Origin of the sequence: Bradyrhizobium sp. ORS 285 (genome assembly GCF_900176205.1) — a bacterium.
Taxonomy (GTDB): Bacteria; Pseudomonadota; Alphaproteobacteria; order Rhizobiales; family Xanthobacteraceae; genus Bradyrhizobium.
Map to the genome: position 1 here is coordinate 5,668,814 of NZ_LT859959.1, position 12,928 is coordinate 5,681,741.

Consider the following 12,928-nt stretch of genomic DNA (forward strand, 5'->3'; position numbering starts at 1 on the left):
CGGCACCGGCGGTGCAAACCTCTCCCCGCTCTTTGCGGGGAGAGGTCGGATTGCGCAGCAATCCGGGTGAGGGGCATGGCACATAAGAAGCTACCCCGTTGCACCGTCGGACTCGTAGGTCGGCGGCTCGTAGTTGCACCACCCGTGCGGCTGCCCCTCGCCCCCGACCCTCTCCCCGTGAAGAACGGGGAGAGGGAGCGCAGCGGCGCTCGGGGCGAGCGCTGCTCTCTTCTCTGCTGGCTTCAACAGCCTCTCTCTATCTGCTGGCGCGGCCTGCCCTACCGCTTCGCCGCCATCTGCGTGCTCGCCTGTGCCTCGGACGCAGGCGCGCCCTTGTCGACCCATTCCGGCGGGGCGCCGAGGCGGTTGGCGACCATGCCGATCAGGCCGGGGTCTCTGCCATACGCCTCGCAGGCGGGGTTCTTCGGCTTGCCGCCGAGTGCCGCGCCGATGCGCTCGATCGAGGGGATCCGCGGTGGCTTGCCAAAGGGCGTCTCGCCGGTCACCAGCAACTGGCCGAAATCGGCGCTGAACGAGCCGGCGAGATCATAGGCGTCGCCGGCCTGCGAGATCACGGGCGAGTTGGTGAACGAGTTGGCGCCGCGCGCCCACACCATCGCCGCCTGCTGCCGGCCACGACGATCGACCGCCTCGGCTTCGATGCTGAGACTGCCAAGCCCGATCGGCAGACGCGGCACCGGCACGGGAACGCCGAGCGCGCCGGGCACGGCGGAGACGACCTTCGAGGCACCCGCGGCAACGGGATCCGTCGCAGCCGCCTGCGTGATGAAGGTGCGCGTCGTCAGGTCGGCCCGCTCGTTCGGCGCCACCACGGTGAAACGCTCACTGAGGTTCAGGCACAGCGCGCGGTCGACGGCGTTCGTCACCAGCCTCTGCTGCGGCTCGCTGAGCACCGATCCGACGTCGCCTGCGAAGGTCGTCGGCATGATGCGCACCGTCGTCGCAGCCAGCACATTGTCCTTGTTGATGTTGAGCACCGACTTGGCGAGCAGGCCGTTCGACTCCTCCAGGGAGCGATAGGACGCGAGCGCGCCGCTCTGCGTGATCGGCGCCGTCGCACAGCCGGACAGGCCGACGGCCGCGCACAGCGCCGCCAGATGCGTCACCGGCAGGGACCTGCTTGAGCTGACCAAACGCTGGATGTCGACCATGCCGGGATCGCCTCACGCTGACCGAATTGCGCCGGCTCGGGCGCCGCCTGCTTGTCCTCCGACAATCCGGACAGCGTGGGGCGGAAGCGTGGAGAGATGTCCGCCGGCGCCGCGAACCAAGGAGAGAGTGCGGCAGGATTGTTGGCGTTACGATCGCGGGTTTCAAAATCCGCTGGTGATTGCGGCGATGCCCACGACCGCCAGCACAGCGCCGAACCAAGCCGCCGCCGACGGCCGGAGACCAGTGCTCCACCAGAGCAGCGGCAGGATCATGACCGGGGTCGTCGACGACAGGCTGGACACGATTCCGACCGGCCGGCTCGTCAATGCAAACAGCACGAGCGTCATGCCCACGCCCATCCCGAGCACACCGCTCAGCGCCGATCGGATGACCACGGATGCATTCGCCTGGCTCGCGCTTCGGACGGCAGGCATCGCGGACAAGATCAGCAAGGCGACCAATCCGATCGCGGCACGGATCGAGGTGGCCAACGCCGGATCCAGTCCCATGGCCATCACCGGCCGGGCGATCAGAACCGCGGCGGCCGCGAACAACGCGGATGCAAGGCCGAACAGGAGCCCGGTACGCAGCGAGCCGTGGGTCTCGTCGGCGATCGCACCGGGTTGTCTGAAGATGATGGCGACGCAGACGCCCGCCATGATGCAGCCGATGCCGCCGATCTTGATCACCGAGAGGGTCTCACCGAGCAGCAGATAGCCGAGCATGGCGGCGAAGCCTGCCCAGCTCGCATACACCACAGACGTCAGGCGCGGCCCGAGTCGCGCCAGCGCCGCATAGAAGCAGGAATCCGCAACGACGACGCCGAGGAGGCTCGAGCCCGCCAGCATCAGCAATTGGACGATGGAAGGCGACGCCCAATGTCCTCGCAGCGTGACGGTGATCAGCACCGTGACGAGCGCGGCGGCCAGACGGATGGCGTTGAACACCACCGGTCCGAGATGTCGAACGGCCGAGGACGCGATGATGTTGCTGACGGCGATGCTGAGCGCGGCTGCGAGCGCAGCCAGATCGGAGACCATGACAATCGGCACGTACGTCCCGTGTCGGACGATGGGATCATCCGGCGATCATGGTCCCCGCTTGGTATCGGGTCAAGCGATGCTCATCCCAGCAGCTTATCCAAAGTGATCGGCAAGTCGCGCACGCGCTTGCCCGTCGCATGATACACGGCGTTGGCGATCGCGGCGGGAACGCCGACGATGCCGATCTCGCCAACACCCTTGATGCCCATCTTGTTGATGATGCGATCCTCCTCGTCGACGAAGATCACTTGGATATCATGAACGTCGGCGTTCACCGGCATGTGATACTCGGCAATGTTCGCATTCATGATCCGGCCGAATCGATGGTCGATCGTGGCTTCCTCGTGCAGGGCCATGCCGATGCCCATGACGACGCCGCCCATGATCTGGCTCGACGCGGTCTTGGTGTTGAGGATGCGGCCGGCGGCGACGGCGTTGACGATGCGCGTCACCCTGATGACACCGAGCTCCTCGTCGATCTTCACCTCGGCGAAAACAGCCGAATGGGTGTTGTGGGCGTGCGTGTCGTCGTCCTCGAAGTCAGCGCCGCGCTCCTTCTCGATGCGGTCCTTGCCGCCGTGGCGCATGACGTCCGACATCGGGACCGAGCGGCTGCGGTCGGCAATGGCGACGATGGCGCCGTTGGCCAGGGTCACCTCATCCGCGGTCAGCCCCTGCAGCGGCGAATTCGGCATGGTCTGCGCCATCGTCAGCAACTCGGCACGGATGTCGTCGGCGGCATTGACGATGGCGTGCGAGATCGAGGCGGCGGTCCACGAGCCGCCCTCGACCGGTGCCTTCGGCAGTGTTGAGTCGCCGAGCTTCACCGTGATGCTGTCGAGCGGCACGCCGAGCATGTCGGCGGCGACCTGCGCCATGATGGTGTAGGTGCCGGTGCCGATATCCGAGGTGGCGCTGGCGACCTCGACATGGCCGTTGGCGGTCATCACGATGCGCGAGGCGAACGGCATCTGCATCGCCTCCCAGGCGCCGCTCGCCATGCCCCAGCCGACCAGCTCGCGGCCCTCGCGCATCGAGCGCGGCTCGGCGCTGCGCTTCGCCCAGCCAAAGGCGTCGGCGCCCTGCTGGTAGCATTCCTTCAGCCGCTTGCTGGAGAACGGCAGGTTCTTGTCCTGGTCGCGATCCGTGTAGCAGCGCAGCCGCAGCTCCAGCGGGTCCATCTTCAGCGCGACGGCAAGCTCGTCCATCGCGCATTCCAGGCCATACACGCCGCTCGCCGCGCCCGGCGCGCGCATGTCGCCGGGGGTCGGCACGTCGAGCTTGGCGAGCCGGTGCGTCGCGCGTGAATTCTCGGAGGTGTAGAGCACGTCGCCCCAGCCGATATCGTTGCGCGAGAATGCCTCGTGCTGCGAGGTCATCGAAATGGCTTCATGCGTCAGCGCCTTCAGCGCGCCGTCATTCGTGGCGCCGAGCGCCAGCCGCTCGATGGTCGCCGGGCGGTAGCACAGGCCGTACATCTGCGCGCGGCTGAGCACGACGCGCACCGCGCGCTTGAGCTTCAGCGCCGCCATCGCCGCCAGTGCGACCTGGAATTGCGGCCGCAGGCCGGAGCCGAAGGCGCCGCCGACGAACGGCGACATCACCTGGACGTCGTCCTCCTTCAGCTCGAACACGCTGCACACATAGCGCTGCACGTTCTGCACGCCCTGGGTCTTGTCGTAGACCACGAGCTTCCCGCCGTCCTTCCAGAGCACGGTCGAGCCATAGAGCTCCATCGGATTGTGATACTCGATCGGCACACCATAATCGGCATCGTGACGCACGGGCGCGCCGGCCAGCGCCTTGGTGGCGTCGCCGCGCGGCTTGACGGGCTTGTCCACCTTGAAGGCCTGCTCACGCTTCGCATGCAAATCGGTCGCAAAGTCCTCGGTGTGATAACGGACATCGACCAGCGTCGCGGCAAAGCGCGCGGTGTCCTCATCCTCGGCCACGACCAGCGCGACCGGCTGGAAGTTGAAATGCACGCGGTCGTCGTAAAGAGGCCGATAGGGCGAGCCGTCCTCGGGCGCGACCTCATCGCGGTAGCCGTCGTCCTTGTCAGCCATGCGGACGCGGTTGGTGTGGGTCAACACGTCGATCACGCCGTCGACGGCACGGGCGCGGCTGGCATCGATGCTGACAATGCGCCCCTTCGGAATCGTGGAGCTGACCACGACGCCGTAGGCGAGATCGGGCGCGGAGAACTCGGCGGCATATTTGGCCGAACCCGTGACCTTGGCGCGGCCGTCGACGCGCGAGGTGGCGGTGCCGATGTGAGCAGTCATGAGATCACCGGATGGTCTTGATGGATTGAATCTGCGGCGTGGCGTTGGCGGCCTGCGTCAGGGTGCGGACGATGACGCGGCGGGCGAGCCGAGGCTTGAAGGCGTTGTGCCGATGCGACGTGGCCTCCTGGAGGAGGATATCCGCCGCGCGCTCGAAGGCGACGCGCTCGGGCGCCTGGCCGCGCAGCGCGGCTTCCGCGGCCTCGTTGCGCCACGGCTTGTGAGCGACGCCGCCGAGCGCGAACCGTGCGTCGCGAATGACCCCATTGTCCAGCTCAAGCGCCGCGGCGACCGAGACCAGCGCGAAGGCGTAAGACAGCCGGTCGCGGATCTTGAGATAGCTGTAGTTGGCGGCAAAACCCTGCGCCGGCAGTTCGATCGCGGTGATGATCTCGTCGGCGCGCAGCGTGTTGTCGAGATCGGGCCGGTCGCCCGGGAGCCGATGGAAATCGGCGAAGGCGATCGTGCGCTCGCCCTGCGGGCCTGCGACGTGCACGGTTGCTTCGAGCGCGGCCAGCGCCACGCACATGTCGGACGGATGGGTCGCGATGCAGTTCGCGCTGGTGCCGAGGATCGCATGATTGCGGTTGAGGCCGTCGATCGCCGAGCAGCCATCGCCGGGTGTGCGCTTGTTGCAGGGCGTGGCGACGTCGTAGAAATAGGCGCAGCGGGTCCGTTGCAGCAGGTTGCCGCCGGTCGAGGCCATGTTGCGCAGCTGCGCCGAGGCGCCGGCAAGGATCGCGCTCGACAGCAGCGGATAGCGGCTCTCGATCACAGGGTGATAGGCGAGCGTGCTGTTCGGCACCAGCGCGCCGATCCTGACGCCGCCGACGCTGGTCTCTTCCACCGCGTTCAGCGGCAGGCGGCTGATGTCGATGAGACGGCGCGGCTGCTCGACGTGATACTTCATCAGGTCGATCAGATTGGTGCCGCCGGCGATGAATTTGGCATCGGGCGTATCCGCCTTCAGCCTGACGGCCTCGGCGACATCGCTGGCGCGCGCGTAATCGAAATTGTTCATCGGCCGCCTCCCATGTCCTGCTTGTTCATGGCCTGCTCGATCGCGCCGACGATGTTCGGATAGGCGCCGCAGCGGCAGATGTTGCCGCTCATCAGCTCGCGGATCTCGTCCTTGCTTTTCGCCCTGCCTTCCGCGATCAGGCCGACGCCCGAGCAGATCTGGCCCGGCGTGCAATAGCCGCATTGGAAGGCGTCGTGATCGATGAAAGCCTGCTGCAGCGGATGCAGCTCGTCGCCCTTGGCGAGGCCCTCGATCGTGGTGATCTCGGCGCCGTCCTTCATGACCGCGAGCGTCAGGCAGGAGAGCGTGCGGCGGCCGTCGATCAGCACGGTGCAGGCGCCGCACTGGCCGTGGTCGCAGCCCTTCTTGGTGCCGGTGAGATCGAGGTGGTTGCGCAGCAGGTCGAGCAACGTCGTCCACGGCGCGACCGACAAGGTGCGGCTTTCGCCGTTGATCCGCAAGGTGACGGACAGCGGGGCAGGTTTGGTGAGAGATGCGGCACTCTCGCGCGACGGGCTCATGGGGGTCTCCGTTGACGGACCCGCATCAACCCGCAATGGCGCGAATGGTTCGCAGCAATTTTCGCGTGGCGGACAGCAGGACCGGCTGCGCGCCGCCGAGCCCCTCCCGCTCAGGCCGCCCGGCCGAGCCAGGCCCGCATCTTCTGCGCGAGACTGCGACGGCCACGGCCGTCCGGCGAATCAACTTCGGCGCTGGCACCGTCCTGCGGCTCAGCCTCGGATTCTGGCTTCGGCGCATCCTCGCTCTGTTGGCCGGCCTGAGCGACCGGCTCAGCAGCCGAAGGCACGAGCGATTTGATGGCGGCGGCGACAGCCTCGACGCGCTCGAGATCCGCCGGCACGCGCTCGGGAGCCGCAGGCTCTGGCGCGGCCGCCGGCTCCGTTTGCGGCGGCAATGCCGCCTGGGCTGCAGTCGGTTCGGAGCGATCCAACGCGGAGCTCGCATCGAGCGCCGGTTCGCTCGCGATCTCCGGGGTGGCCTCCATGATCTCGATGGCCTGCGGGATCGCCTCGACGGGCTCGACCACGGCTGGCGGCACGGCAGGCAGCTCGGACGGCACGGACTGCGGCGCCGCGCGGCTGCGGCGCTTCTTGGCCATCGCGGGCTTCTCGGTTGCCGGCTTTTCAAGGGGGGCTTTTACGTCCGCAGCCTTCTCAACCGCCGGCTTTTCAACAGCGGCTTTGGGCTCCTGCGCCGGCTTCGCCTTGGCCTTTCGGATCAGGCCGGCCAACGCATAGGGTCCGACCGTTTCCAGGAACGTCTTCTCATGATCGCGCGACAGCCGTTCGACCGCGGCATCGAGCGGCAGCCAGTCGACCGCGCGGACGTCGTCCATCAGCGGCTGCGTCTGCGTCCCCGTCGCCTCCATCCGCCAGTAGTGCACGACCTTGGAGCGCGTGCCGGTGTCATGGACGAGCGTGCCGAGGAATTCGTGCACGGTCACCTTGTGACCGGTCTCCTCCAGCACCTCGCGCTTGGCTGCGTCGCGCGGCGTCTCGCCGTCGTCGAGCTTGCCCTTCGGCAGCACCCATTCGTCGCGCTTGCGCAGGCGCACGACCGCGATCCGCGGCGGTTGCTCCCGCCGCAGCACGATGCCGCCTGCTGCCATGATCGGCGTTCTCGCCATCGCCTCTCCCACGCCTTGCGGGTTGCAGCCCGCCGATTCGCCAGTTCAACGCCAGGATATGGGCACGCGCAACGGCGAAATCGAGATTGCCGTCGTGCTTCCGTCATATTCAGTCGGCGGCGACGCGCCTGCGCCACAGTGGCTGCCCTGCTCTGACACGCGCGCCCTCGGTGATGTCGGCTGCGAAGCTGAAGTCGCCGGGAGCCAGCAGGATGATGGTCGAACCATGCTCGAACCAGCCAAGCTCGTCGCCTTTCTTCACCTCGTTGTTACAGACATAAGTGAGCGGCCGTTCGGTCTGCGCATTCAAGACGCGATCCAGTGCATGCAGGCGAATGCTCGCGACCAGGATCGCGGCGACCGGCACGATCGTGAACGGCTCGCCGGTTCCGAGATGCGTGCGGATCACCGCGCGCTCGTTCTTGCAGAACAGCCGCTCGACGCGCTTCAGCGCGATCGGATTGACGTTCCAGACGTCGCCGTGGATCAGGCTGACATGCTCGAGCGTCATATCCGCCGGCGCGTGGAAGCGGTGATACATGCTCGACGTCAGCCGGATCGTGACGAAGCTGCCGTTGCGGTGGGTCTCGACGACGGCGGGATCGGCGACCAGATCCTTCAATGAGTACGGCGCGCCCTTGATCTGGTACATCTCGCCGTCGCGGATCAGCCCGTGGGCGCCGATGATACCGTCCGACGGCGTCGTCACGATTGCGGGATCGGAATCAAATGGCCTCAAGCCGGGCTTCAGCTCGCGGGTGAAGCAGGCGTGCAGGCTCTTGAACTGGCTCTCCTTGGCCTCGGAGAGGTCGAGATCGGAGAACAGCTTCCACAGCGCGATGGAGGCGTCCTTGACCAGCGGATTCTCGATTTTGGAGAACCAGCCCATGAAGCGGGTCAGCGCGGCGCGCGGCACGCGGTTGGTGAGCAGGAAGTTGAGATTTTCCTGTTGGGTGAAGGAGGCGATCAGGCTTTTGACTGTCATGAATCTGTCAGCAGGTGGGGTTAGCGCTTTTGGACATGATGGAAACCTCGATTCCTTATGTATCGCTCGCCGTTGGCGCTGCCGTGACGGCCGCTGTCGCCCCGAAGGTCAAGGCTCGCATCGAACTGTCGCGCGCCAAGCACCGCTCGCTGGCCGGCCATTCCAAGATGTCCCGCCGGATCTCCAAGCTGATCCCGCGCTATGAGTTCGACATCGACGATTTCTTCCGCTCTGACGGCGCGCCCCAGGCGATCGCCACGCAGCGTCAGGACGGCTTCTTCCGGCTCGGCGCGCTGTTCCAGGATAAATTCGCCAAGAGCCGTGCCCTGACAGCCGAGGCCGCGAGCCGCATTTCCGATTTGCAGTTCACCCAGGCCTACCGGGTGCCGTTCCAGTACAGCCGACTGGTCAAGGAGCAGCTCGGCGCCGGCTCGTTCATGCAGTCGTCGTCCGGCGTGACGATCACCGATCTCGACGGCAACCAGTTCTACGACCTCACCGGCTCCTACGGAGTCAACATCTTCGGCTACGACTTCTACAAGGAGTGCATCGCGGCCGCCGAGCGGCGCGCGCAGGCGCTCGGCCCGGTGCTCGGGCTGTATCACCCCGTCGTGGCCGACAACGTGAAGCGGCTGACCGAGCTGTCGGGCATGGACGAGGTCTCGTTCCACATGTCGGGCACCGAGGCAGTCATGCAGGCGGTGCGGCTCGCCCGCTACCATACCGGGCGCAGCCATCTGGTGCGCTTTGCCGGCGCCTATCACGGCTGGTGGGGTGACGTGCAGCCCGGCGTCGGCAATCCGATCGCGCCGCACGAGACCTACACCTTGGCCGAGATGTCGGAGCGGACCCTGCACGTACTGCGCACGCGGCGCGACATCGCCTGCGTGCTGGTCAACCCGCTGCAGGCGCTGCATCCGAACAGCAATGCGCCCGGCGATTCCGCGCTGGTCGATTCCTCGCGCAAGGGAAAATACGATCGCGAGGCCTACACCGCGTGGCTGAAGCAGCTGCGCGAGGTCTGCACGGAGCGCGGCATCGTGCTGCTGTTCGACGAGGTCTTCCTCGGCTTCCGGCTCGCGCCGGGCGGCGCCCAGGAATATTTCGGCGTGAAGGCCGACATGGTGACCTACGGCAAGAGCCTCGGCGGCGGGCTGCCGATCGGCGTGGTCTGCGGCAAGAAGGAGTATATGCGCCGCTTTCGCGACGACCGTCCCGCCGATATCTGCTTCGCGCGCGGCACCTTCAACTCGCACCCGTATGTGATGACGGCGATGGACGAGTTCCTGAGCCGGCTCGACAGCCCCAACTTCCGCGCCATCTATGATGGCCTCGACGACACCTGGAATGGCCGCGCCGCAACGCTCAATGCGGAGCTCACCGCCAAGGACCTGCCGGTGCGCGTCTCCAACATGCAGTCGATCTGGCTGGTCGAGTACACCGTGCCGTCGCGCTACAATTGGATGCTGCAATATTACCTGCGCGCCGAAGGCCTGGCGCTGAGCTGGGTCGGCACCGGCCGCTTCATCTTCAGCCTCAACTACACCGACGCCGATTTCGCCGAGGTGACGAAGCGCATCGTCTCGGCAACCGAGAAGATGAAGCAGGACGGCTGGTGGTGGAACGACGGCTCTCTCACCAACAAGGCGATCAAGCGCCAGATCCTGAAAGAGATGCTCGGGGCCGCTTTCGGCCGGTGAGCCCCCTCTCACCCTCCCCTGGAGAGGGAGGGTCGCCTTACGGGGCGCGCAGCGGCACGTGAGGCGGGGTGGGGTGATCTCTCCGCATGCACCGGCGCGCGCGGAGAGATCACTCCACCCCGACGCACGCTGCACGCGCGTCGACCCTCCCCCTCCAGGGGAGGGTGGCAGCATCGCTTCGGCTGCGTGCGCGATCGATCTCACTTTCGCTTCCTGAAGAACACTGACGCTTCCCCACAAACACCGATGCCCGGGACGGGCCCGGGCATCGCGATAGTTCAGGCTTCAAACCAGCTCAGGCGTGCTGTTCTTCGAGGCCTTCGTTCATCAGGTGCAGGCCCGGATCGATCAACTCGCCGCGCAGCAGCGCCAGCGGAGCGGAGCGGTACTGCATGAAGTCGTTGAACGGGTCGGTGATGATCTTGGTCATCCAGACGAGGCCGGTCTCGACGTCACGGATGAAGAACAGCTGGATGGTGCGGAACATCAGGCCGCCGATGCCGATCACCAGCCACAGCTTGGCGGTCTCGCGGACGAAGTCCATCGCGCTGGTCCAGGGCGACAGCAGGCCGAACAGAGTCGGCTGCAGATAGAGCACCACCGGAGCGGCGGCCCAGATCGACATCAGCACGACCTTGCGCTGCAGATTGTAGCCGACCTTGATCTCTTCCTTGTGCTCGTGGGTCGCCTGATTGACGTGGTCGTAGCCCTTCGGCTCGAAGAAGAAGTGGCCCGCCTGGCGCGAGGTCATCGAGACCAGCCAGCCGATCAGCGCCGAGACCAAGGGATCGAACACCATCATGACATAGGCGATCATGAAGCTGAGCGCGCTGACGAAGTGCAGGCTCTGATTGATTCGGCTGTGGTGATAGTAGCGGTGGTCGTCCCAGCGCTGGATCCGCAGCTGCTCCAGAAAGTTCTTGATCATGGTTGCTCCGAAGAATGAGTTGCAGGTCGTGTACAGGGATTCGATGTAGATCTCGTGACATCATCAAGATGTCACACGATCGGACGCAGGAAAACGTTGGAAACTACGGGGAAGGCCGCAGGCGATGGGAGGCTGCCGCGCCTCAGGCTGCGGCAGCGAGATCCATCTTGCGGAAGCGGACCAGCGAGAAGTGGCCAAGCGGCGGAATCAGGCGACGCTCGACCAGCTCCATGCGCTGCGCGCCGGCGAGCCAGCGCATGTAGCGCGACCAGCCGAACTCGGCGGTGCGGAAGCCGAGCCGGCGCACCACCGGCTGCAGCGCCTGCTCGATGACGCGGCGCAGGCCGTCATCGGCGCTGACGCGGGTCAGGATGATCAGCTCGCCGCCGGGACGCAGCACGCGGGCGAACTCGTCGAGCGCGACCTCCGGGTTCGGCACGGCGGTGACGACATATTGCGCCATCACGACGTCGAAGGAATCATCGGGGAAATCGAGGTTTTCGGCGTCCATCACCGCCAGACCCTCGACATTCTTCAGCCGCTGGTCGGCGACGCGGCGCATCGCCTTGCCGAGCATCGCCTCGGAGATGTCGGTGCCGAACACGCGGACATGCGGGGCATAGAGCGGCAGCGAGATGCCGGTGCCGACGCCGACCTCGAGCACGCGGCCGCCCATCTTGTTGGTGGCCGAGATCGCGGCCTTGCGGCCCTTCTCGAACACGCCGCCGAACACGAGGTCGTAGATCGGCGCCCAACGGTCATAGGCCTGCTCGACCTGCTCGCGATCGAAGTCGAGCTCCCGCGCGCCGTCGAGCTTCATGGTTTCTGCCATCGTTACATCTCACTTGGTTTTGGAATTGATCGAGTGACGTAAAGTTTGCCGTCAGCCGCGCACGGCGCTCTGTCCGGCCAGCACCGGGGTGGGACGAATGACGCGCGACGGCTGCAGCACGGCCAGATTGCCGATGAACTGGCGCGCGCTGTTCTCCCAGGAGCGGTCGAGGGCGAACGCGCGGCAGGTCTCGCGCGACATCGTCAGCGCCTTCAGACACGCCGCGCGCAGGTCCCAGTCGATCGCGCCGATCGGATGATCGGCGATGACGTCGAGCGGCCCCGTGACCGGGAACGCCGCCACCGGCGTGCCGCAGGCGAGCGATTCCAACTGCACCACGCCGAATGTATCGGTCAGGCTCGGGAAGACGAAGACGTCGGCGGCCGCCATGTGGGCGGTCAGGTCCTTGCCCTTCTTCTCGCCGAGGAAATGCGCTGTCGGGAAGCGGCGCTGCAACTCGGCCTTCGCCGGGCCATCGCCCACTACGACCTTCGAGCCCGGCAGATCGAGCGACAGGAACGCTTCGAGATTCTTCTCGACCGCAACGCGGCCGACAGACAGGAAGATCGGTCGCGGCAGATCGAGCGCAGCCGGCTCATCGGGATTGAACAGCTTGGTGTCGACGCCGCGCGTCCAGAAGCCGAGCTTCTTGAAGCCGCGCCCTGCGAGCTCCTGCCGCAGCGAGTTGGTGGCAACCATGGTCATCGCGGCCGCATCGTGGAAGCGGCGCATCACCCAGTAGCCGACCGCGTCGGGAATGCCGGTCCGCACCGAGACATATTCAGGGAAGCGCGTCGTATAGGACGTGGTGAAGGGCAGGCCGTGGCGCACGCAGTAGCGCCGCACCGACCAGCCGATCGTGCCTTCGGTCGCGATATGGATGGCGTCGGGCGCAGCCGCCTCGATGCGACGAGCGATCTCGCTCGGTTTGGGGATCGCAAGGCGCAGGCCAGGATAGGTCGGCACGCCGAACGACGGAAAGCCTTCCGGCGTGAGGAAGGTGATGTCGGCGCCGAGACCGGCAGCCGCCCGCGACAGCGAAGTGAGCGTGCGCACCACGCCATTGACCTGCGGGTGCCAGGCGTCGGTAGCGATTAAGATTCGCATAAGGCGATCCGGAAAGTTGCAGCGATTCTGAACAGCCGCAAATTCCGACATTGTTATTTCAGGCGTGTGACGTCATCGAACTGTCGAAGGTGTTTTTGCCCGCCGGCGGCCGTTTTCCCCGCGATTTGTGGCGCCGTCGCGCGGGCGCTGTCGTGAAACCGTCATGAAACAAACGGTTAAGCCGACGAAACCGTTTTGGCTGCACC

The 12,928-nt window shown here is 66.1% G+C and carries 11 protein-coding genes; 1 reads left to right on the top strand and 10 read right to left on the bottom strand.

Annotated elements, in window-relative coordinates; all coding sequences use genetic code 11:
• Positions 1 to 278 precede the first annotated feature (278 nt).
• The 7 genes from BRAD285_RS25430 to asd form a co-directional block, all read right to left on the bottom strand.
• On the bottom strand, positions 279 to 1,172 hold the full coding sequence (locus BRAD285_RS25430; protein ID WP_006612236.1) for a DUF3313 domain-containing protein: 894 nt from the start codon (positions 1,170 to 1,172) through the stop codon (positions 279 to 281).
• A 162-nt stretch (positions 1,173 to 1,334) separates the two neighbouring features.
• Positions 1,335 to 2,213 carry a DMT family transporter gene (locus tag BRAD285_RS25435; protein ID WP_006612237.1) on the bottom strand — a complete coding sequence of 293 codons (879 nt, stop codon included), beginning with the start codon at positions 2,211 to 2,213 and terminating at the stop codon, positions 1,335 to 1,337.
• A gap of 83 nt (positions 2,214 to 2,296) precedes the next feature.
• The gene (locus BRAD285_RS25440) at positions 2,297 to 4,501 is read right to left on the bottom strand and encodes a xanthine dehydrogenase family protein molybdopterin-binding subunit (RefSeq protein WP_006612238.1); all 2,205 of its coding nucleotides are present in this window, start codon (positions 4,499 to 4,501) and stop codon (positions 2,297 to 2,299) included.
• Positions 4,502 to 4,505: 4 nt separating this feature from the next.
• Positions 4,506 to 5,522, bottom strand: a complete 1,017-nt coding sequence (locus BRAD285_RS25445; RefSeq protein ID WP_006612239.1) for a xanthine dehydrogenase family protein subunit M — start codon at positions 5,520 to 5,522, stop codon at positions 4,506 to 4,508.
• Positions 5,519 to 6,043 (bottom strand): (2Fe-2S)-binding protein, encoded by a 525-nt coding sequence (locus tag BRAD285_RS25450; RefSeq protein WP_006612240.1) that lies wholly within the window; start codon positions 6,041 to 6,043, stop codon positions 5,519 to 5,521. Before BRAD285_RS25450 ends, BRAD285_RS25445 begins: the two co-directional genes overlap by 4 nt.
• Positions 6,044 to 6,153: 110 nt before the next feature.
• A complete protein-coding gene (locus tag BRAD285_RS25455; RefSeq protein WP_006612241.1) occupies positions 6,154 to 7,170 on the bottom strand; it encodes an NUDIX hydrolase in 1,017 nt (338 codons plus the stop codon).
• A gap of 109 nt (positions 7,171 to 7,279) precedes the next feature.
• Complete coding sequence (asd, locus tag BRAD285_RS25460) at positions 7,280 to 8,155, bottom strand: archaetidylserine decarboxylase (protein WP_006612242.1); 876 nt, start codon at positions 8,153 to 8,155, stop codon at positions 7,280 to 7,282.
• Positions 8,156 to 8,193: 38 nt separating this feature from the next.
• Between asd and BRAD285_RS25465 the strand changes: the two genes are divergently transcribed.
• A complete protein-coding gene (locus BRAD285_RS25465; protein ID WP_035646566.1) occupies positions 8,194 to 9,855 on the top strand; it encodes an aminotransferase class III-fold pyridoxal phosphate-dependent enzyme in 1,662 nt (553 codons plus the stop codon).
• Between the two features lie 295 nt (positions 9,856 to 10,150).
• Here the strand turns inward: BRAD285_RS25465 and BRAD285_RS25470 are convergent, their stop codons facing one another.
• From BRAD285_RS25470 to BRAD285_RS25480, 3 genes are all read right to left on the bottom strand, one after another.
• Positions 10,151 to 10,783 carry a hypothetical protein gene (locus BRAD285_RS25470; RefSeq protein ID WP_006612244.1) on the bottom strand — a complete coding sequence of 211 codons (633 nt, stop codon included), beginning with the start codon at positions 10,781 to 10,783 and terminating at the stop codon, positions 10,151 to 10,153.
• Positions 10,784 to 10,925: 142 nt separating this feature from the next.
• Positions 10,926 to 11,615 carry a class I SAM-dependent methyltransferase gene (locus BRAD285_RS25475; protein ID WP_085962810.1) on the bottom strand — a complete coding sequence of 230 codons (690 nt, stop codon included), beginning with the start codon at positions 11,613 to 11,615 and terminating at the stop codon, positions 10,926 to 10,928.
• Between the two features lie 51 nt (positions 11,616 to 11,666).
• Positions 11,667 to 12,722 carry a glycosyltransferase family 1 protein gene (locus BRAD285_RS25480; protein WP_006612246.1) on the bottom strand — a complete coding sequence of 352 codons (1,056 nt, stop codon included), beginning with the start codon at positions 12,720 to 12,722 and terminating at the stop codon, positions 11,667 to 11,669.
• Positions 12,723 to 12,928: the final 206 nt, after the last annotated feature.

What these genes read in the sequence shown, in the direction of transcription:
- BRAD285_RS25430 (WP_006612236.1), bottom strand. Translation starts at nt 1,172, where the DNA reads ATGGTCGACATCCAGCGTTTGGTCAGCTCAAGCAGGTCCCTGCCGGTG.
- BRAD285_RS25435 (WP_006612237.1), bottom strand. Translation starts at nt 2,213, where the DNA reads ATGGTCTCCGATCTGGCTGCGCTCGCAGCCGCGCTCAGCATCGCCGTC.
- BRAD285_RS25440 (WP_006612238.1), bottom strand. Translation starts at nt 4,501, where the DNA reads ATGACTGCTCACATCGGCACCGCCACCTCGCGCGTCGACGGCCGCGCC.
- BRAD285_RS25445 (WP_006612239.1), bottom strand. Translation starts at nt 5,522, where the DNA reads ATGAACAATTTCGATTACGCGCGCGCCAGCGATGTCGCCGAGGCCGTC.
- BRAD285_RS25450 (WP_006612240.1), bottom strand. Translation starts at nt 6,043, where the DNA reads ATGAGCCCGTCGCGCGAGAGTGCCGCATCTCTCACCAAACCTGCCCCG.
- BRAD285_RS25455 (WP_006612241.1), bottom strand. Translation starts at nt 7,170, where the DNA reads ATGGCGAGAACGCCGATCATGGCAGCAGGCGGCATCGTGCTGCGGCGG.
- asd (WP_006612242.1), bottom strand. Translation starts at nt 8,155, where the DNA reads ATGACAGTCAAAAGCCTGATCGCCTCCTTCACCCAACAGGAAAATCTC.
- BRAD285_RS25465 (WP_035646566.1), top strand. Translation starts at nt 8,194, where the DNA reads ATGGAAACCTCGATTCCTTATGTATCGCTCGCCGTTGGCGCTGCCGTG.
- BRAD285_RS25470 (WP_006612244.1), bottom strand. Translation starts at nt 10,783, where the DNA reads ATGATCAAGAACTTTCTGGAGCAGCTGCGGATCCAGCGCTGGGACGAC.
- BRAD285_RS25475 (WP_085962810.1), bottom strand. Translation starts at nt 11,615, where the DNA reads ATGGCAGAAACCATGAAGCTCGACGGCGCGCGGGAGCTCGACTTCGAT.
- BRAD285_RS25480 (WP_006612246.1), bottom strand. Translation starts at nt 12,722, where the DNA reads ATGCGAATCTTAATCGCTACCGACGCCTGGCACCCGCAGGTCAATGGC.